The sequence below is a fragment of the Micromonospora sp. CNZ285 genome (assembly GCF_004637285.1).
Genome location: NZ_SPQD01000001.1, coordinates 6,328,093 through 6,347,309 on the forward strand (window position 1 = coordinate 6,328,093; position 19,217 = coordinate 6,347,309).

Sequence of the window (19,217 nt, forward strand, 5' to 3'; positions counted from 1 at the left end):
CTCATGATCGACCGAGACGGCGGGACGGTCAGGGCTTCAGCCAGCGGCGTACCTTGCGGTGTAGTGACCGGTCGCGGGCCCGCAGGACCGCGGGGCGGTCGTGGCCGGCGGCCTCCGCCTGCCTCGCGTGCAGCAGGCCGTAGGTGAACGTGTTCTCGCCGTCGGCGTACGCCTGGAGCGCCTGCCGCCGCAGCACCTCCCGCGTGACCACCGAGTCCTGATGGGTGCCGAGCAGGTCCTGGAGCGCCTTGAACCGCTTCACCAGTCGAGCGGCCCGCTTGCCGGCGGCCGGCTCGCGTACCTCGACCGCGTAGCGGGCGGCCTTGAGCTTCTTGCGCGCCTCGTGCAGCGCGGCGTCCCCGTCGGGCCCGGCGGTGGCGAGCGCCCGGTCCAGCCGGGTGTCGGCGCGGCGTACCGCCTTGCGGACCCGGCGGTCCACCCAGCGCCGGCCGACGTCGGCGGGCGGGCCGTCGGCCAGCCTGTCCAGGCGGGTCAGCAGGGCGGGATAACGGTCGGCGTCCAGCGCGGACCGCAGCGCGGTGGTCGCCTCGGCCAGGTCTGCGGCGAACCGTTCGCCGATCCGCGCCGCCACTGGACCGAGCACCAGCTCGTCCGGCAGTTCGTGCACCGCCTCGGTGAGCCGGGCGGCCATCACCTGGGTGTCGCGGACCCGGCCCAGCTCGCCGCCGAGGCGGCGCAGCTCGGCCCGGACCGCCTCGCTCTCGCGGCGGTCCCACAACCCCCGGAAGGTACGCAGGGTCGCCCGCAACCGGCGGGTCGCCACGCGCATGTCGTGGACCGCGTCCTCGTTCCCCTGGTACGCGGCCGCGTGGTTGCCGACGATCGCGTCCCGCTGTGCCCTGACGTACGCGAGGACCGGTCCCGCCGGGCCGGCCGGTTCCCGGTCGTCGAAGCGCTCGATCCGGCCGGCGACGGCCCGGTGCGACTTGCTGACCGCCACCTCGCGGGCGCCTGCCGCGCGCAGCCGCTCGCCGAGTGCGTCGAGCAGCGCCTCGTCGCCCTCGACCAGCTCGATCTCGATCTCGTGCCAGGTCCGCGCGGTGCCGTCCACCAGGTCCTCGGACCGGACGTCGTCCTCGGCCACCTCGGCCAGCACGCGGCCGTCCGCGTCGAGCAGCCGGTGTTCCCGGCGGTGGTTGACGACCCGGGCCGCCGGAGCGACAGGGCGACCGCGCGACGCGCCCCGGATCAGCGCGACCAGCTCGGGCGGCGGGCCGTCGTCGGACGCCCCGGCCGGGAACTGGTGCTCGACCCGGGCGCCACCGACCGCGCCCACCTTGAGGTGCCAGCCCGCGTCGTGCCCGCCGGTACGCCGGCGCAGCGCGTGCCCGCTGCGCAGCAGGAGCAGGTCGTCGGTGTCCCAGTAGACGGCGTCCAGATCCGAGACGGTGGCGTCGGACATGGTCACGACGCCACCGCACCCGGTCAGGTCGGGCAGCCGGAAACCCTCGTCGCCGGAGTACTTGCGCTCACGTTCCACGACGGTCGCCATGCGGCCTCCCGTACCCGGCTCGCGCACCGGCGAACCGGTCTCAGCTCAGTCGTTCGAGCACCATCGCCATGCCCTGGCCGCCGCCGACGCACATGGTCTCCAGGCCGATGGTCTTGTCGTGCCACTCCAGCGCGTTCAGCAGCGTGCCGGTGATCCGGGCGCCGGTCATGCCGAACGGGTGACCGACGGCGATCGCGCCACCGGCGACGTTCAGCTTCTCCTCCGGGATGCCGAGCTGCCGGTACGAGGGGATCACCTGGGCGGCGAACGCCTCGTTGATCTCGACCAGGTCGACGTCGTCGATGGTCATGCCGGCGCGCTTGAGCGCCTGCTTCGACGCCTCGACCGGGCCCAGGCCCATGATCTCGGGGGAGAGCCCGGTGACGCCGGTGGAGACGATCCGGGCCAGCGGGGTGAGCCCCAGCTCGGACGCGCGCTCGGCGCTCATGATCACCACGGCGGCGGCGCCGTCGTTGAGCGGGCAGCAGTTACCAGCGGTGATCCGGCCGTCCGGGCGGAACACCGGCTTCAGGCCGGCCACCGCCTCCAGGGTCACCCCGGCACGCGGGCCGTCGTCGGTGCTGACCACCGTGCCGTCCGGCGTGGTGACCGGGGTGATCTCGCGGGCCCAGAAGCCGTCCGCGATCGCCTTCTCGGCGAGGTTCTGGCTGCGGACGCCGAACGCGTCCATGTCCTCGCGGGTCACGTCGTACACCTGGGCCAGGTTCTCCGCGGTCTGCCCCATGGCGAGGTAGATGTCGGGGAGCTGCCCGGCCTCGCGCGGGTCGGTCCACACCTCGGCGCCGCCCTGGGCGCGGGCCGCGGAACGCTCCCGGGCCTCGGCGAAGCGGGGGTTCTCCCAGCCGCCGCCGACGAGGGCCTGCGCCTCCGGCGGCAGCGTGTCCGAGTTGCCCCGGGCGTACCGGGACACCATCTCCACACCGGCGGAGATGAACACGTCACCCTCACCGGCCCGGATCGCGTGCATCGCCATCCGGGTGGTCTGGAGCGAGGACGCGCAGTAGCGGGTCAGCGTGGCGCCGGGCAGGCCGTCGAGGCCCATCAGGGTGGCGACCACCCGGGCCATGTTGAAGCCCTGCTCGCCGCCGGGCAGACCGCACCCGAGGTAGAGGTCGTCGATGGTGGTGGGATCGAGCGCCGGGACCTTGTCGAGGGCGGCCTGGACGATGGTGGCGGCGAGGTCGTCCGGGCGGACCTCGCGGAGGGAACCCTTGAACGCGCGGCCGATGGGGGACCGGGCGGTGGCGACGATGACGGCGTCGCGGGGCGACTCAATCGGCATGAGCCAACGTTAACGCGCGAGTAACATGCCGGGAAGCCGCGAGGCGGGCGGGAAATGTCACCCCGTGGGCGGCTGCCGGTGGTGGCGGAACGCGACGGCCGCCGCCGCCTCGACCGCGGGGAGCAGGGCGTGCGCCCACACCCGGTAGCCGTCGGCCGACGGGTGGAAGCCGTCGTGGCAGAGCGTGCCCGCGTCCGCGCGGAACACCGGACCGGTCTCGGTGCCCAGGTCGACGACGGTGCCGCCGGCGTCCAGCACGGCCGCCGTCTGGGCCCGCGCCATCCGCCGCCCGGACCAGCCGAGCACCTGGCGCAGCGGCGTGGCGACCGCGCGTACCGCGCCGAGATCCGGACACGTGCCCACGACCACCTCGACGTGCGCCTCCCGCAGCCGGCGTACCGCCGAGCCGAGATAGGCCGCCGCGTCACCGGGCCGGGACATCGCGGTGGCGTCGTTCGCCCCGATCAGCACCACCGCCACGTCCGGCCGCTCACCGAGCAGCGCCCGGGCCACCTGAGTAGCCAGGTCGGTGGCACGCGAGCCGGAGACCCCCACGCTCGACAACTGCACCCGGCGGCCGGTCGGCCCCTCGGCGAGCAGGTTGGCGAGCTGACCGCCGATGGTGTCCTCGAACCGGTCGACGCCCACGCCGAGCGCCGACGAGTCACCCAGCAGCACCAGCCGCAACGGCGGCGCGTCCGCACGGCCGACCGTCGCGCGCAGCACCAGACCCAGCTCGGGCTGGGCGTACTCGCGGGTGCGGGCGGCGATGGCCTGGCCGGCGAGGACCGCCGCGCCGCCCACCGTGCCGGCCAGCAGCGACAGGGCCGCCGCCCGGCCCCACCGGGCCACCTCGCTGCGCTCGCTCATGACGGCACTCCGCTTCGCTCCGTGCCGCCATGAGGCACCTTCGCGCTGAGCCGGCCGATTCGCTCGCTGCGCTCGCTCATGACGTTCCCTCCAGCGTTGCCGAGTCGGCGGCGCTGCCGGTCGGGGGCACCGCGCCGACGCCGAAGAAGGCCCGCCGGCGAAGCTGCGCCCACCGCCCGCCCGGCCCGCGGTCACGACCCCGGAGCTGGGCGCCGCTGACCTCCGTGCCGGCGTGCCGGGCCGCCTGGTGGGCGGCCTCCGGGAGCGACCGTACGCCTTCCACGCCGGGCAGGACAGGCCTGCGTTCCGGGACCGCGCCCAACGCGGACAGCACGGTGGGCAGCAACGCCGCCGCGGCTATCGCGTACCCCTCGGCGGAGGGGTGGAACCGGTCCCAGGCGAACATCCGCCCGGGGTCGGCGGCGAACCGCGGCCCGAGCATGTCGCCGAGCGAGACGGCACGGCCGCCGGCCTCGACCACGCCCACCGTCTGCGCGGCGGCGAGCTGGCGGCTCCAGCGCCGGGCCAGCCAGCGCAGCGGCGGCTGGATCGGCCGGATGGTGCCCAGGTCGGGACAGGTGCCGACGACGACCTCACAGCCGGCCGCCCGGAGCGTGCGGACCGCGTCGACCAGGTATCGCACCGCTACCGAGAACGGTGAGCGGTTGGTGACGTCGTTGCCGCCGACCAGGATCACTGCGACGTCCGGCTCGACCTCCAGGGCGGACTCGACCTGCGGCTTCAGCCCGGACGACAACGCGCCGACCACGGCGAACCGGTGCAGCCGGACCGGCCGGTGCAGGCGGCGGGACAGCCCGGTGGCCAGCAGTGAGCCCGGTGTCTCCCGGCGTCTGTGCACGCCGTACCCGGCCGCTGAGGAGTCGCCCAGGATGACCATGGTGATCGGCGGGCCGGGCAGTCTCGCGCCGTACACACCGTCGCAGCGCGGCGGCGGGGCCTGCGCCATCGGGATGGTGCGGCGGGCCTGCCGGGCCTGGCCGAGCAGCACCCCACCGGTGGCGGCGGTGGCCGCCACCGTGGCGCCCGTGCCGATCGCCGCGAGGCGGGCGATCTGCCGGGCGCGCTGCCGGCGGACCGGCGCGACGGAACCAGCGTCCCCCATGAACCGACAGTATCGCGCCGGTACGACCACTGCTGTCCTTGATCGGATGGCTGGGCGGTGCCCGGATTGGGTACCGATGGGGGCAGCGGACATGGACTTGCCATCGGGCCGCACCATGGTCGAGCGGAGAGGGGCGACATCATGGGGAAGACGTTGAAGCGCAGCGCCGCGTTCGCGGCGCTGGCCCGGGCGCTGGCGGCGGGCACGCGGGGCGGGCCGTCGCTCGGGGCACGGCTGGCGGCGTTGCCGCGGATGATCCGCGCGACCACCCGGGGCGAGTACGACGGCGGCCTGCGCCTGGCGCTGATGGCCGGGGCGACGGCGTACATCGTCTCCCCGATCGACCTGCTGCCGGAGATCCCGCTGGCGATCTTCGGGCTGGCCGACGACGCGGTCATGGTCACCTGGCTGGCCGGCAGCGTGCTCGCCGAGACCGAGCGGTTCCTGGAGTGGGAGGCACGTCGCAGCTCCGTCATCCCCGGGCATGTGGTGCCCTGACGGCACGTACGCTGGTCGGCGAACTGACCGCTGACCGACCGCCCCACGACGGCGGCGCGACGAAGGGCACAACGAGGTGCAGTACTACGACAACGTCGTCGAGCTGATCGGCAACACCCCGCTGGTACGCCTGCGCAACGTCACCGAGGGCATCCAGGCCACCGTGCTGGCGAAGGTGGAGTACGTGAACCCGGGCGGCTCGGTCAAGGACCGGATCGCGCTGCGCATGGTGGAGGACGCCGAGAAGGCGGGCATCCTGGGGCCGGGCGGCACGATCGTGGAGCCGACCAGCGGCAACACGGGCGTCGGGCTGGCCCTGGTGGCCCAGCTCCGGGGCTACCGCTGCGTCTTCGTCTGCCCGGACAAGGTCAGCCAGGACAAGCAGGACGTGCTGCGCGCGTACGGCGCCGAGGTGGTGGTCTGCCCGACCGCCGTCGCGCCGGAGGACCCGCGCTCCTACTACAACGTCTCCGACCGGCTGGCCCGGGAGATCCCCGGCGCGTGGAAGCCCAACCAGTACAGCAACCCGGCCAACCCGCGCTCGCACTACGAGACCACCGGCCCGGAGCTGTGGCGGCAGACCGAGGGGAAGATCACCCACTTCGTCGCGGGCGTCGGCACCGGCGGCACCATCTCCGGCATCGGCCGCTACCTCAAGGAGGCGTCCGAGGGCCGGGTCAAGGTGATCGGCGCGGACCCGGAGGGCTCGGTCTACTCGGGCGGCACCGGCCGGCCGTACCTGGTCGAGGGTGTCGGTGAGGACTTCTGGCCGGAGACGTACGACCGGTCGGTCGCCGACGAGATCGTCGAGGTGTCGGACAAGGAGTCGTTCGAGATGACCCGCCGGCTGGCCCGCGAGGAGGGGCTGCTGGTCGGCGGCTCCTGCGGCATGGCCGTGGTGGGCGCGCTGGAGGTGGCCCGCAAGGCCGGCCCGGACGACGTGATCGTGGTGCTGCTGCCGGACGGCGGCCGGGGCTACCTGTCGAAGATCTTCAACGACAAGTGGATGGCCCGGTACGGCTTCCTGGACGACTCGGGCACCGAGCCGACCGTCGCCGACGCGCTCGCCGGCAAGCCCGGTGGCCTGCCCGAGCTGGTGCACGTGCACCCGACCGAGACGGTCCGCGACGCGATCGACTACATGCGCGAGTACGGCGTCTCCCAGCTCCCGGTGCTCAAGGCCGAGCCGCCGGTGGTGACCGGTGAGGTGGCCGGTTCGATCGCCGAGAAGGACCTGCTCGACGCCCTGTTCACCGGCCAGGCGCACCTGCACGACACGATCGAGCGGCACATGGGCGAGCCGCTGCCGATGATCGGCGGTGGTCAGCCGGTGAGCGAGGCGGTCGGGCTGCTGGAGAAGTCGGACGCGGCGCTGGTGCTGGTCGACGGCAAGCCCAAGGGCGTGCTGACCCGCCAGGACCTGCTGGCCCACCTCGGCGCCCGCTGAGCGGGGCGGGGCCCCGCCGACCGGGGCCCCGCCCCGCTCACAGCTCGCGGCCGTACCGCAGTTGGGGCACCAGCGCCGAGCCGATGTGCTCGTCCCGCTGAAGCCCGGTGAAGACCCAGCCGCCGCGCTCGTAGAACCCGCGCGCGACGGCGTTGTCCCGCAGCACCCACAGCACCGCGCGCGTCCATCCCCGGGCCCGCATCGCGTCGAGCGCGTCCACCATCAGCGCCCGGCCGGTGCCCCGGCCCCGCTCGGACGGCTCCAGGTGGATCGCGTTGAGCAGCCCGGTCGCCGGGTCGCCCTCGTCGTCCGGCCCGAGGTAGCTGAAGCCCACCAGCCGCCCGTCCCGCTCGGCCACCGTCATCCGGTGGTCGGCGCCCTCCCAGGTCAGCCGCTCCACCCAGTAGCGGCCCATCGCCTCGGGCGTCGGGTCGGCCAGCGCCTCGGGCGGCAGGAACGACGAGTACGCCGCCGTCCGTGAACGCTGGTGCAGGGCGCCGACCGCCATCAGGTCGGCCTCGGTCGCGGAACGTAGGGAGATCGTCACCCGGGCGACGGTACCCGCCGGGGCGGCACCTGCACCGTCTGGAGATCCTCGGCGATCACCAGATCACCGGTGAAGTGCTCCCGGGCCTCGTCGTGGAAGCGGCGCGGGTCGGCGTACCGCTGGGAGAAATGGGTGAGCACGAGCGTCCGTACCCCCGACTCGGCCGCCACCCGCGCGGCCTGGCCGGCGGTGAGGTGCCCGACCTCGGCGGCGAGCGCCGCCTCCGACTCCAGGAACGTCGACTCGATCACCAGCAGGTCGGCGTGCTCGGCCAGCGCGTACACGCCGTCGCAGAGCCCGGTGTCCATCACGAACGCGAACCGCTGCCCCGGCCGGGTCACGCTCACCTCGTCCCGGGTCACGCGGCGCCCGTCGCGGTCCAGGTGCCCGTCGCGCAGCAGTCGCCCCACGTCCGGACCGGCGATGCCGTACGCGGCCAGCCGCTCCGGCAGCATCCGGCAGCCGTCCGGCTCGACCAGGCGGTACCCGTACGTCTCGATCGGGTGCCGCAGCCGGCGGGCCTCCAGCGTGCCGACGCCCAGCGTGATCCGCTGCCCGTCGGCCCCGATCGGCTCGACGGCCAGTTCGGCGGTTTCGTAGAAGCTCGACGCGTGGCGTAGCCGGGCGAAGTACTCGGCACCGCCGGCCGGGAAGTGCACCGCCACCGGGCGCGGTACGCGGTCCAGCGAGAGCCGCTGGATCATGCCGGGCAGGCCGAGGCAGTGGTCGCCGTGGAAGTGGGTGACGCAGATCCGGGTCAGGTCGGTGGCGGTGACCCCGGTGTGCAGCATCTGCCGCTGGCTGCCCTCGCCCGGGTCGAAGAGGATCACCTCGTCGTCCCAGCGCAGCAGGTAGCCGTTGTGGTTGCGTTGCCGGGTCGGGGCCTGGCTGGCCGTACCGAGCACCACCAGCTCACGCATGGACACGGCATCCTCCGGAAGGCAAAAAGCGACCCCCGGGGCTTCCGCGCTCGCGCGCGGGCCGGCTGGACTGGGCCGGCACCCCGGGGGTCGGGTGGCTGTCGTGGTTTCGCCGCACCGCTGCCACACGGTCTCGACGATCCTGCAGGTGCCCGCCTCGCGGCGGGCGAGATTTCACTGTCGAGGACAGCGGCTAGCGGACAGCCACCTCACGAGTCCGATTGCTATACAAGTCTGGACCACCTCCTTTCCCGTGTACCGCCACGCTATCCACTTCGCGACGGCCGCGGCAACGGATTTCGATCACAGGCCCCGGTCAGTCCAGGCCGATCGGGCCCTCGCGCGGGCCGTCCTCGTTCGCCGGCTGCACGGCCAGCGACGGGAAGTCGGCCAGGTCGCCCTCCGGCTCGGCGTCCCACTCCGGGAAGACCAGCGGGCTCTGGAGGTAGAGGCAGAGCAGCTGGGTGAGCTGGTGCAGGCCGTCGAGGTGGGTGCGCTCGTGGCCGTGGGTGGCGTCCACGCCGAACCCGAGCAGCGCCACCCGGGCGTGCGCCCCGGCCTCGACCGCGGCGGCCACGTCCGAGCGGTAGTAGTCGAACACGTCCCGGACCAGGTCGACGCCGTGCTCCTTGGCGATCGAGGCGAGGTTGCGGGTCAGGTGGTAGTCGAACGGGCCGACCCCGTCGCCCATCGCCAGCGTGGCGGCTGTCTCCCGGGACTGCTGGCCCGGCGCGACCACAGCCGCGTCCACCGAGACGATCTCCGCGACGTCCGGGTCCAGCCCGTGGCTCGCGCCGTGGCCGATCTCCTCGGTGACGGTGACCAGCAGGTGCGCGGTGACCGCCGGGGTGACACCGGCGTCGACCATCGCCTTGAACGCGGTCAGCACCGCCGCCACGCCCGCCTTGTCGTCCAGGTGCCGCGACTTGACGTACCCGTTCGGGGTGATGGCCGGGTTGGGCAGGAACGCGACGAAGTCCCCGGCGTCGATGCCGAGCGCCCGCAGCCCGGCCTCGTCGTGCACCGGCTCGTCCACCCGCACCTCGACCAGTTCCCAGCCGACGCCCTGGAGGTCGACCGCCTCGTTGTAGCGGTGGCCGCTCGCCTTCAGCGGCAGCACCTGGCCGGTGACGACCCGCTCCAGGTCGTCGGTGAAGATCCGCACGTGGGCGCCCTCGGCGAAGCGGGCGCTGTGCGTACCGATCGGGTTGACCTCCAGCCGGCCGTTCTCCTTGAGCCGCTTCACCATGCCGCCGATGGTGTCGGTGTGCACCACCACGGCCCGGTCGGCGCCGGTCGACCGGGGGCCGGGCAGACAGGCGCTCAGCGCCCCGCGACGGGTCAGCGTGGAGCTGATCCCGATCGCGGAGAGCCGCTCGCCCACGTACTGCTGGATGTGGTCGGTGCGCCCCGACGGGCTGGGGATCTCCAGCAGTTCCACCAGCACCTGGCGGAGGTAGTCGAGGTCGAGCTTGAGCGGTTGGGGTTTGCGTGCGGTCATGCCCCAGAGCCTGCCGCACCGGCCGGCGACCAGAGTCGCTGCGGTGCCCGGGTACCCGGGAAGAGCAGGTCGACGAAGCGCTCGGCGGTCGGCTGCGGCTCGTGGTTGGCCAGTCCGGGCCGCTCGTTCGCCTCGATGAACACGTGTTCCGGCCGGTCCGGGGCGGGAACCAGCAGGTCCAGCCCGGTGACCGGGATGTCCAGCGCCCGGCTCGCGGTGACGCACGCGTCGGCGATCGCCGGGTGCAGCTCGGCTGTCACGTCGTGGATCGTGCCACCGGTGTGCAGGTTGGCCGTCCGCCGGACCGCCAGCACCTCGCCCTCCGGGAGCACGTCGTGCATCCGGTACCCGGCCTCCGCCACCACCTCGCGGGTCATGTCGTCGACCGGGATGCGGGACTCGCCACCGGTGGCTGCCGCCCGGCGCCGGCTCTGCCGCTCGATCAGCTCGGTGATGTCGTGCACGCCGTCGCCGGTGATCTGCGCCGGCCGGCGCACCGCGGCGGCGACCACCTCGTGGTCGATCACCACCACCCGCAGGTCCTCGCCCGCGCGCAGTTCCTCGATCAGCACGTCCGGGCAGAACCGGCGGGCCAGCTCGACGGCCGCGGTCAGGGCCTCCGGCGTACGCACGCCGACGGTGATGCCGTTGCCCTGCTCGCCGCGCGCCGGCTTGACCACCACCGGGCCCACGTCGTTCAGGAACGCCACGTCGTCGGGCTCGCCGGTGGCGGTTCGCCCGCGCGGCACCGACAGCCCCGCCTCGGTGAGAATCCGCCGGGTCACCCGCTTGTCGTCGCAGCGGCTCATCGCCACCGCCGAGGTCAGCTCCGACAGCGACTCGCGGGTGTGGATGGTCCGGCCGCCGGTGGTCAGCTTCAGCTCACCCCAGTGCGGGTCGGTCACCTCGACCCGGATGCCGCGGCGCATCGCCTCGTCCGCGACGATCTTCGCGTACGGGTTCAGCTCGTCGTATCCCTCGGGCATGGCGGGCAGGAACAGGCGCTCGTTGATCGGGTTCTTCCGCTTCACGCAGAGCGTGCCGGTGCGGTGGAAGCCGAGGCGCTCGTACAGTCGGATCGCGCCCGAGTTCTCGGCCAGCACGGACAGGTCCACGAACGCCCGGCCGCGCTCGTCGAGCCGGTCGGCGAGCGCGGTGAGCAGCGCCTGCCCTGTGCCGGGCGGGGCGGTGTTGAAGTCGACTGTGAGGCACCACAGGCTGGCGCCGTTCTCCGGGTCGCCGAAGACCGCGACGTGGTCCACGCCGGTGATGGTGCCGACCACCTCACCCGTGGTGTCCTCGGCCACCAGGTGCAGGAACCGGTCCGTGCCGGCGTTGTCCACGAGCACCTCGACCGGTGCGGTGACCATGCCGTTGCGCGCGTAGATCCGGTTCACCGCCTCGGCGTCGGCGGCGTCGCGCAGCGGCCGGACGGTCAGCCCGGGCACCTCGCCGCCCTCGGTGGCGGCGGGCCGTTTCTCGCCCAGCGGCAGCCGGTACGTCAGTGACGGATCGATGAACAGCTCGTCCGGCAGCCGGGACACCAGCACATGCGGGTCGCGCAGGTAGATGCAGATGTCCCGGGCGCCGACCGCCTCGGAGCGCAGCACGTCGGCCACGTGCACCTGGTCGTCGAACGTCTGCCCGAACACCAGCCGGCCCCAGCCGCAGTCCAGCACCACGCCCGAGGCGTCGGTGGACGCGGTCTCCGGCTGCCGCGGCTCCGGCGTACCCGGTGCGACCGGGTCACCGCCGGGGCCGATGCGTTCCCGGCGGCGCCCCAGCACCCGTTCCCGGTCGGTACGTGCCGTTCCGGTGGCGAGGGTGTCCGTCACGGTCAGTCGATTCCGTGGCTCTGGAGCCACATTTCCAGGAGTCCCAGTTGCCACAGCTTGTTTCCGTTCAACGGGGTCAGTTCGGCATTCGGGTCGGCGAGCAGCGCGTCGACGTAGTCGGCGCGGAACAGGTCGCGACGGCGCGCCTCGGGCGCGGTGAGCGCGTCGCGTACCCGGTCGAGGAGCTTGCCCTCCAGGTGGGTGAGTCCGGGCACCGGGAAGTAGCCCTTGGGCCGGTCGATGACCTCGTGCGGCAGGACTCGGCGTCCGATCTCCTTGAGTACGCCCTTGCCGCCCTGAGCCAGCTTCAGCTCCGGCGGGCAGCTCGCGGCCAGCTCGACGAACTCGTGGTCGAGGAACGGCACGCGGGCCTCCAGCCCGTGCGCCATGGTCATGTTGTCGACCCGCTTCACCGGGTCGTCGGTCAGCATGACCTGGGTGTCGATCCGCAGGCCGGCGTCGACGGCGGTCTGCGCGCCCGCTCGGCCCAGGTGCGCGGCGACGAACTCCCGCGCCGGGTCGCCGTCGGCCAGCCACGCCGGGTTGAGCACCCGGGCCAGTCCGGCCGCGTCGCGGTCGAAGAACGCCTTCGCGTACGTCTCGAGCGCCTGCTCCCGGTCCACCCCGGCGAGCGGCGGGTACCAGTGGTAGCCGCCCAGGATCTCGTCCGCGCCCTGGCCCGACTGCACCACCTTGACGTGCTTCGCGACCTCCTGGCTGAGCAGCCAGAACGCCACGCAGTCGTGGCTGACCATGGGCTCGCTCATGGCCGCGACGGCGGCCTCCAGCGGCGGCAGCAGGTCGCCGGTGGGCACCCGGATCTGGTGGTGGTCGGTGCCGAACGTCTTCGCCACCAGGTCGGAGTAGACGAACTCGTCGCCCTCCCGGCCACCCACCGCGTCGAAGCCGATGGAGAACGTGGCCAGGCCGGACTGCGCCTGCCCCTCGCCGGCGAGCAGCGCGACCACCAGGCTGGAGTCGAGGCCGCCGGAGAGCAGCACGCCCACCGGCACGTCGGCCACCATGCGGCGGCGTACGGCGGTGGTCAGCGAGTCGAGCAGCGCGTCCTGCCAGTCCCGCTCGGACCAGCCGGCCCGCTCGGCGGCGCGGCCGAAGGACGGATCCCAGTAGACCCGCTCGTGAGTGGAGCCGTCCGCCTCGTACACCCGGACCGTGGCCGGCGGCAGCTTGGTGACGCCGGCCAGGATGGTGCGCGGCGGCGGCACGATGCTGTGGAAGCTCAGGTAGTGGGCAAGCGCCACCCGGTCGATGGTGGTGTCGATGCCGCCACCGGCGAGCAGCGCCGGCAGGGTCGAGGCGAACCGCACCACACCGGGGCTCTCGGCCAGGTAGAGCGGCTTGATGCCGAGGCGGTCCCGGGCCAGCACCAGGCGGCCGGTGTCGCGCTCGCTGATCGCCACCGCGAACATGCCGATCAGGTGGTCGACGAAGTCGAGCCCCCACTCGGCGTACGCCTTGATCACGACCTCGCTGTCGCCGGACGAGAAGAACCGGTGGCCCTTGGCCTGCAGCTCGGCGCGCAGTTCCCGGTAGTTGTAGATGCAGCCGTTGAAGACACCGGTGAGCCCGGCGGCGGCGTCCACGATGGGTTGGCCGCTCGCCGCGGACAGGTCGATGATCTTCAGGCGCCGGTGTCCCAGCGCGGTCGGGCCCTGCGACCAGATGCCGCTGTCGTCGGGCCCTCGGTCACTCATCGTGGCCGCCATCCGCTCCACGGCCGAGACGTCGGCGCGTGAACCGTCACGGCGGAACTCTCCCGCAAGTCCGCACATACGAGCCAATGCTGCCAGAGCTTGTTGCAGTTCGCCTGTTGAGACGATGACGAACGTGTGACAGCTTGCTACGATGCGCCGTCACGCAGGGTGGTTGCCTGTCATGCCTTCGGTTCCTGCCTCACTCCACCCGATGTCGGGATTCGGCACCCGCAAGGGTGTGAGGAATGCCGCAGCGCACTACTTCTGAAGTAGTATTGATGTCATGTCGATGCCCTTGGAATCGGTGCCGTTCTCCGAGCTGCTGCGCCAGCCGACGGAAACCGCGGAACGGCTGGCCCGTACCCGGGCGCTGCGGCTCCGTCGTCGCGACGCCGCCGACCTGGTGCTGATGTCCGCCGAGCGGGCTGAGGCCGAGGGGGAGGTGGTCGACCTGACCGCGCGGCTGCTGGCCGGCCTGGCACGGCGAGAGCCTGCCCTGGTCCGTGAGACGCTTCCGACCGTCCTGCCCTGGATGCGGTTCCTGCCGCAGGGGGACGTCGAGCAGATGACCGACGAGTTCATCGCCACGGCCGAGGCCGCAGCGGCTGTCGGCAGCACGGCGGCGGTGTCCCAGCTGCTCACCGAATGGCGGCACACCGCTGAGGTGCACGCCGATCCCGATCTGCATCGGATCCTGGCCGCGCCCAGCGCCGACGACTTCGGGCCGGTCACGCGCCCGGCCGACGAGTGAGCGCGAAGCGCAGCGACCGCGCCGCCCCGCCACCCCGGCCCGGCGGGTACGCCCTGCGGTTCGCCACCAATGACGCGGCGAAGGGCTGGCGCGGCCAACACGCCATCCCAGAGCCACCGATTGACCGCAGTGCGTCGGGCCCCCGTCCCTGAGGGGCGAGGGCCCGAATGGGGCAGTGCTCCGTCTGGCTACGCGGTGCGGGCCACGCCGACCGGGCAGCTCAGCCCGTTCGGCCCGTGGTTGCAGTAGCCGTTCGGGTTCTTGGTCGGCGCCAGGTACTGCTGGTGGTAGTCCTCGGCGAAGTAGTAGTCGCCGAGTGGGGTGATCTCGGTGGTGATCTCACCCTTGCCGGCCCGGGCCACGATCGGCGCGAACGCGTCCCGCGACGCCTTGGCGGCGGCGAGCTGCTCGTCGGTCGTGGTGTAGATCGCCGAGCGGTACTGGGTGCCCACGTCGTTGCCCTGGCGCATGCCCTGGGTCGGGTCGTGGTTCTCCCAGAAGACCTTGAGCAGGTCCTCGTAGGCGATCTTCGACGGGTCGTAGACCACCTGGACCACCTCGGCGTGCCCGGTCATGCCCGAGCAGACCTCCTCGTACGTCGGGTTGGTGGTGTACCCGCCCGCGTAACCGGCGGACGTGGTGATCACGCCGGGGAGGGTCCAGAACAGCCGCTCGGCGCCCCAGAAGCAGCCCATGCCGAAGACGGCGACCTGCGCGCCCTCGGGGAACGGGCCCTTCAGCGAGGACGGAAGCACCTCGTGCCGGTCGGCGATCGGCATCGCGATCGGGCGGCCCGGCAGGGCCTGGTCAGGAGAGATCATCTCGGCCTTCATGCGGCGGAGGAACACGGTGGGACTCCTCTCTTGGCTTTCCCAGCGTGTGCAACAGCGTCGCCCCCCGGTTCCTTACCCGCCCACGCCGGCGTCAGGCCAGTGCCGCCGAGATCCGCCCGGCGAACTCCGTCGCCTCGGCGTCGTCGGCGTAACGCGTACGCGGCCAGAAGAAGCCGCGCAGCCCGTCGCCCTTGGTGCGGGGCACCACGTGGGTGTGCAGGTGCGGTACGGACTGGGACACCCGGTTGTTCATCGCCACGAACGTCCCACCGGAGCCCAGGCCGGTCTCCACCGCCACGGCGATCCGCTGCACCAACCGGAAGTAGCCGGGCAGCGCGTCGGCCGGCAGGTCGGACAGGGTGACCAGGTGGGTGCGGGGCACCACGAGCACGTGGCCCTTGAACACCGGCCGGGTGTCGAGGAACGCGACCCCGTCCGGCTCGTCGGTCACCCGGAACGCGGGCACCTCGCCCGCCACGATCCCGCAGAACACACACCCGCTCACGAGCTCACCCTAGGCCCCACCAGGTCACCCCACCTCCGGGCGAGCGTGATCATGAGGTTGGCGGCGACAAATCGGGCCGCGACCGCCGTCAACCTCATGATCGACGAGAAGTCGGCAGTGGGTCAGGCGCGGTCGACGTAGGCGTCCCAGTCGTCGTCGGGGATGCCGGGCGGGCCGGTCTCGCCGTTGGCGAGGCGTGCCCGGATGTCCGCCTCCCACCGAAGCGCCCATCCGCGCAACTCGTCGACCTGCTGCTCGGTGAGCCCGTACGAACGGAAGGTCCGGCTGTCCCGCTCCAGGACGCCACCCAATCGGTCGGCCAGCTCGTCGAGCGAGAAGGCGGCGGTGTGCCGGGCGCCGAGGCGCTCCAGCTCCGACCAGGTGAGCCGCTCAGAGGCTGCGCGGACGTCGATGTAGTCCCGGTGCGCGGCGCGGTCGTGCAACGCGCGGACCTTCAGCCCGACTGCGTCCTCGAAGGCCAGCACCGGGCCCAGCGCCATGCGGGCGGGCGGCGCGAGCGCCTCCTTGAGTAGGTCGACCTCGCATGACGAGACGTCGTCCGAGATCAGCAGGCGAGCCATGCGCGGCGTCGCCTCGATGATCCGAGCGGAGAACCCGGCCGCGACGTAGGCGGCGGCGAGCCGGTCCGCCACGGCACTGAGTGGCATCGCGGCGGCCGTAGCGAAGTCGATGTCCAGGGAAGGCCGGTCGACCAGTTCGTGGGCGCACATGGCATAGCCGCCGGCGAGCATCAGTCCCAGGTCGTCACCAGCGGTGAAACCGATCTTCAGCAGGCGGCGGTGCAGCGCGTCGATCACGCCGGGACGAGGTCGGGCAGGCGCCGCTCCCACAACTGGATCACCCGGCGCGCTGTCAACCGTCGAATACGAGGCCAGTCCTGGCGGAGCAGCGCAGCGTCGACGTACCTGATGATGTCGTCCCGCTGGCCGCAGTCAAGCAGGAGGCAGTAGAGGGTCAGCCGCTCACCCGGGTCACCCACGTCGTAGTCGCCGGGGCCCGACCAGGCAAGACGCACGGGCAGACTGACCCGCCCCGACCGGGGGCCGCTCAGGAGACCCAGCGAGGCCGGGATCCGGTCGGCGACGCCGTGCAGGCGGGAGGGGAGCGCCTCGGTCGTACTCACCGGACCAGTATGGCCGACCACCCCGACACCTTCGCGGTTGTGACTCGCGCCGGGTTACCGAGAGCGCGAGCGGGCGGGGGGCTAACGTCTGCGGCATGAGCCACGGCTTCGAGACACTCGCCATCCACGCCGGTCAGGACCCGGAGGCCCGCACCGGTGCGGTGATCCCGCCGATCTACCAGACCAGCACGTACGCCCAGGACGCCGTCGGCGCGCCCCGTGAGGGCTACGAGTACAGCCGCTCCGGCAACCCCACCCGGGACGCGCTCCAGGAGTGCCTGGCCGCGCTGGAGGGCGGCCCGGTGGCGCTCGCCTTCGCCAGCGGCCTGGCCGCCGAGGACACGCTGCTGCGGACCGTCTGCAAGCCGGGCGACCACGTGGTGATCCCGGACGACGCGTACGGCGGCACGTACCGGCTGTTCGCCAAGGTGGCCGAGCGCTGGGGCCTCGCGTACACCCCGGCGAAGGTCTCCGACCCGGACGCCGTGCGGGCGGCGATCCGCCCGGGCGCCACCAGGATCGTCTGGGTGGAGACGCCGACCAACCCGCTGCTCGGCATCGCCGACATCGCCGCGCTCGCCGCGGTGGCGCACGGCGCCGGCGCGCTGCTGGTCGTCGACAACACGTTCGCCTCGCCGTACCTGCAGCAGCCGATCGCGTTCGGCGCGGACGTGGTGGTGCACTCCACCACCAAGTACGTCGGCGGGCACTCCGACGTGGTCGGCGGCGCGCTCGTCGCGGCGGACCGCACGCTCGGCGAGGAGCTGCGCTACCACCAGAACGCGATGGGCGCGGTCAACGGGCCGTTCGACGCCTGGCTCACCCTGCGCGGCATCAAGACCCTCGGGGTACGGATGGACCGGCACTGCGACAACGCCGAGCGGATCGCGGCCTACCTGGACGGACACGCCAAGGTCGCCCAGGTCGTCTACCCGGGCCTGCCCTCGCACCCCGGCCACGAGGTGGCAGCCAAGCAGATGCGCCGGTTCGGCGGCATGATCTCGTTCCGCGCGGCGGGCGGTGAGGAGCACGCCGTCCAGATCTGCAACCGGGCCCGGTTGTTCGTGCTCGCCGAGTCGCTGGGCGGCGTCGAGTCCCTGATCGAGCACCCCGGCCGGATGACACACGCAAGCGCTGCGGGCTCGCCGCTTGAAGTTCCCGGCGATCTCGTGCGACTGTCTGTCGGCATCGAGACGGTCGACGACCTGCTCGCCGATCTGGAGCAGGCCCTGGGCTGACCGCTGGTTGGGAGGGTGGCAGTGCCGGACATCTTGCCGACGACCTGGGTCGGGACGACCGCGAAACAGATCGCCCGGGCGGTACGCCGTGGCGACGTCTCCGCCACCCAGGTCGTCGCCGACCACCTGGATCACGTCGCCCGGGTGGATCCCGAGCTGGGCGCGTTCCGCGCGGTACGCGGCGGTGAGGCGATCACCGAGGCGGAGAAGGTCGACGAGCAGGAGGAACTGGCGAACCTGCCGCTCGCCGGGGTGCCGGTGGCGGTCAAGGAGAACACGCCGGTGGCCGGCCTGCCCACCTGGAACGGGTCGGCCGCGATGCGTACGCCGGTGGCGGAGGCCGACCACGAGGTGGTCCGGCGGCTGCGCGGCGCGGGCGCGGTGATCCTCGGTGTCACGCGGATGCCGGAGCTGGGCCTGTGGGCCCTCACCGACGACGACACCGCTGTCACCCGCAACCCGTGGGATCCGGCGCGTACCCCCGGTGGCTCGTCCGGCGGCGCGGCCGCCGCGGTGGCCGCCGGGCTGGTGCCGATGGCCCACGGCAACGACGGCCTCGGGTCGATCCGCATCCCGGCGGCCTGCTGCGGCCTGGTCGGGCTCAAGCCTGGCCGGGGCGTGGTGCCCTGCCAGCTCGGCGCGGACGACTGGTTCGGCCTCACCGAGCACGGCATGCTGACCAGCACCGTCGCCGACGCGGTGGTGGGTTTCTCGGTGCTGGCCGGCCGCCGGCCGGACAAGCTGGTCCCGCCGGAGCGGCTGCGGGTGGGCGTCTCGCTGCGCTCGCCGGTGCGTGGCGTCTCGCCGGACGCGCCGAACCGGGACGCGGTCGCCGCCGCCGGCCGGCTGCTGGCCGCGGCCGGTCACGACACCGTGCCCGCCGACCCGGTCTACCCGACCCGGCTCGGCCTCCAGGGCATCGCCACCTGGTTCGCGGCGGCCGCCGCCGACGTGCGCGCCGCCGGGGTGGCGCCGCGCCGGCTCCAGCGCCGCAGCCGCCGGCACGTCACGCTCGGCGAGTGGGCGCAGCGCCGGGGGTACGTGCGGGAGGCCGACCGGGCCGCCTGGCGCGAACGGTCGGTGCACTTCTTCGCGGACAACTCGATCGACCTGCTGCTCACCCCGGCGCTGGCCGGGCCGCCGCCGGAGGCCGCCGGCTGGTCCGGCCGCTCCTGGCTGGCGAACATGTCGACCAACATCAGGTACGCCCCGTACGCGGCGCCGTGGAACATCGCCGGGCTGCCGTCGATCGTGGTGCCGGTCGGCCGCCGCCCGGACGGCCTGCCGGTGGGCGTGCAGTTCGTCGGTCCGCCCGGCTCGGAACTGCTGCTGCTCGGGGTGGCCGGCCAGTTCGAGATGCAGGCGCCGTGGGCCCGGCACGCCCCCGGCTACCCGCGCGTCGGAACGGGGTCGCCGGCCACCGCGTGATCGTCTAGCGTGTGCGCACCCTGTCGCGCACACCATCTCGGACGGT

General features: G+C 73.0%; 18 protein-coding genes. 5 read left to right on the forward strand and 13 right to left on the reverse strand.

Translation table 11 applies throughout. The features are described from left to right. Window positions 1–28 precede the first annotated feature (28 nt). From CLT75_RS29365 to CLT75_RS29380, 4 genes are all read right to left on the reverse strand, one after another. Entirely contained in the window at window positions 29–1,513 is a 1,485-nt protein-coding gene (locus CLT75_RS29365) for a CYTH and CHAD domain-containing protein (protein WP_135243375.1), read from the reverse strand. Window positions 1,514–1,553: 40 nt separating this feature from the next. Then, window positions 1,554–2,816 (reverse strand): acetyl-CoA C-acetyltransferase, encoded by a 1,263-nt coding sequence (locus tag CLT75_RS29370; RefSeq protein ID WP_073824922.1) that lies wholly within the window; start codon window positions 2,814–2,816, stop codon window positions 1,554–1,556. A 57-nt stretch (window positions 2,817–2,873) separates the two neighbouring features. Next, complete coding sequence (locus CLT75_RS29375) at window positions 2,874–3,686, reverse strand: SGNH/GDSL hydrolase family protein (RefSeq protein ID WP_135243376.1); 813 nt, start codon at window positions 3,684–3,686, stop codon at window positions 2,874–2,876. A gap of 76 nt (window positions 3,687–3,762) precedes the next feature. Further along, a complete protein-coding gene (locus CLT75_RS29380) occupies window positions 3,763–4,809 on the reverse strand; it encodes an SGNH/GDSL hydrolase family protein (protein ID WP_135243377.1) in 1,047 nt (348 codons plus the stop codon). Between the two features lie 141 nt (window positions 4,810–4,950). Here CLT75_RS29380 and CLT75_RS29385 point away from each other — a divergent pair, with 141 nt between their 5' ends. Together CLT75_RS29385 and CLT75_RS29390 are read left to right on the forward strand one after the other, a co-directional pair. Further along, entirely contained in the window at window positions 4,951–5,307 is a 357-nt protein-coding gene (locus CLT75_RS29385; protein ID WP_013474058.1) for a YkvA family protein, read from the forward strand. 76 nt (window positions 5,308–5,383) lie between these two features. Next, a complete protein-coding gene (locus tag CLT75_RS29390) occupies window positions 5,384–6,754 on the forward strand; it encodes a cystathionine beta-synthase (RefSeq protein WP_135243378.1) in 1,371 nt (456 codons plus the stop codon). A gap of 37 nt (window positions 6,755–6,791) precedes the next feature. On the opposite strand, the gene CLT75_RS29395 is transcribed toward CLT75_RS29390, so the two are convergent. The 5 genes from CLT75_RS29395 to CLT75_RS29415 form a co-directional block, all read right to left on the reverse strand. After that, complete coding sequence (locus CLT75_RS29395; RefSeq protein WP_135243379.1) at window positions 6,792–7,301, reverse strand: GNAT family N-acetyltransferase; 510 nt, start codon at window positions 7,299–7,301, stop codon at window positions 6,792–6,794. Beyond that, entirely contained in the window at window positions 7,298–8,227 is a 930-nt protein-coding gene (locus CLT75_RS29400; RefSeq protein ID WP_135243380.1) for a ribonuclease Z, read from the reverse strand. The genes CLT75_RS29395 and CLT75_RS29400 overlap by 4 nt, the downstream gene beginning before the upstream one ends. Before the next feature lie 310 nt (window positions 8,228–8,537). Continuing rightward, entirely contained in the window at window positions 8,538–9,722 is a 1,185-nt protein-coding gene (locus CLT75_RS29405; RefSeq protein ID WP_135243381.1) for an osmoprotectant NAGGN system M42 family peptidase, read from the reverse strand. Further along, a complete protein-coding gene (ngg, locus tag CLT75_RS29410) occupies window positions 9,719–11,557 on the reverse strand; it encodes an N-acetylglutaminylglutamine synthetase (RefSeq protein ID WP_135243382.1) in 1,839 nt (612 codons plus the stop codon). Before ngg ends, CLT75_RS29405 begins: the two co-directional genes overlap by 4 nt. Before the next feature lie 2 nt (window positions 11,558–11,559). Further along, on the reverse strand, window positions 11,560–13,350 hold the full coding sequence (locus CLT75_RS29415; RefSeq protein ID WP_135243383.1) for an N-acetylglutaminylglutamine amidotransferase: 1,791 nt from the start codon (window positions 13,348–13,350) through the stop codon (window positions 11,560–11,562). Window positions 13,351–13,555: 205 nt separating this feature from the next. On the opposite strand from CLT75_RS29415, the gene CLT75_RS29420 reads away from it, so the two are divergent. Further along, the gene (locus tag CLT75_RS29420) at window positions 13,556–14,023 is read left to right on the forward strand and encodes a hypothetical protein (RefSeq protein ID WP_135243384.1); all 468 of its coding nucleotides are present in this window, start codon (window positions 13,556–13,558) and stop codon (window positions 14,021–14,023) included. Between the two features lie 188 nt (window positions 14,024–14,211). Here the strand turns inward: CLT75_RS29420 and msrA are convergent, their stop codons facing one another. From msrA to CLT75_RS29440, 4 genes are all read right to left on the reverse strand, one after another. Continuing rightward, complete coding sequence (gene msrA / locus CLT75_RS29425) at window positions 14,212–14,871, reverse strand: peptide-methionine (S)-S-oxide reductase MsrA (protein ID WP_135243385.1); 660 nt, start codon at window positions 14,869–14,871, stop codon at window positions 14,212–14,214. 76 nt (window positions 14,872–14,947) lie between these two features. After that, complete coding sequence (locus tag CLT75_RS29430) at window positions 14,948–15,361, reverse strand: HIT family protein (RefSeq protein ID WP_135243386.1); 414 nt, start codon at window positions 15,359–15,361, stop codon at window positions 14,948–14,950. Between the two features lie 122 nt (window positions 15,362–15,483). Next, window positions 15,484–16,179 carry a nucleotidyl transferase AbiEii/AbiGii toxin family protein gene (locus CLT75_RS29435; RefSeq protein ID WP_135243387.1) on the reverse strand — a complete coding sequence of 232 codons (696 nt, stop codon included), beginning with the start codon at window positions 16,177–16,179 and terminating at the stop codon, window positions 15,484–15,486. Then, the gene (locus tag CLT75_RS29440; protein WP_486485296.1) at window positions 16,176–16,505 is read right to left on the reverse strand and encodes a hypothetical protein; all 330 of its coding nucleotides are present in this window, start codon (window positions 16,503–16,505) and stop codon (window positions 16,176–16,178) included. Before CLT75_RS29440 ends, CLT75_RS29435 begins: the two co-directional genes overlap by 4 nt. A gap of 95 nt (window positions 16,506–16,600) precedes the next feature. On the opposite strand from CLT75_RS29440, the gene CLT75_RS29445 reads away from it, so the two are divergent. Together CLT75_RS29445 and CLT75_RS29450 are read left to right on the forward strand one after the other, a co-directional pair. Continuing rightward, the gene (locus tag CLT75_RS29445) at window positions 16,601–17,743 is read left to right on the forward strand and encodes a cystathionine gamma-synthase (RefSeq protein ID WP_135243389.1); all 1,143 of its coding nucleotides are present in this window, start codon (window positions 16,601–16,603) and stop codon (window positions 17,741–17,743) included. A gap of 15 nt (window positions 17,744–17,758) precedes the next feature. Beyond that, the gene (locus tag CLT75_RS29450) at window positions 17,759–19,171 is read left to right on the forward strand and encodes an amidase family protein (RefSeq protein ID WP_135243390.1); all 1,413 of its coding nucleotides are present in this window, start codon (window positions 17,759–17,761) and stop codon (window positions 19,169–19,171) included. Window positions 19,172–19,217: the final 46 nt, after the last annotated feature.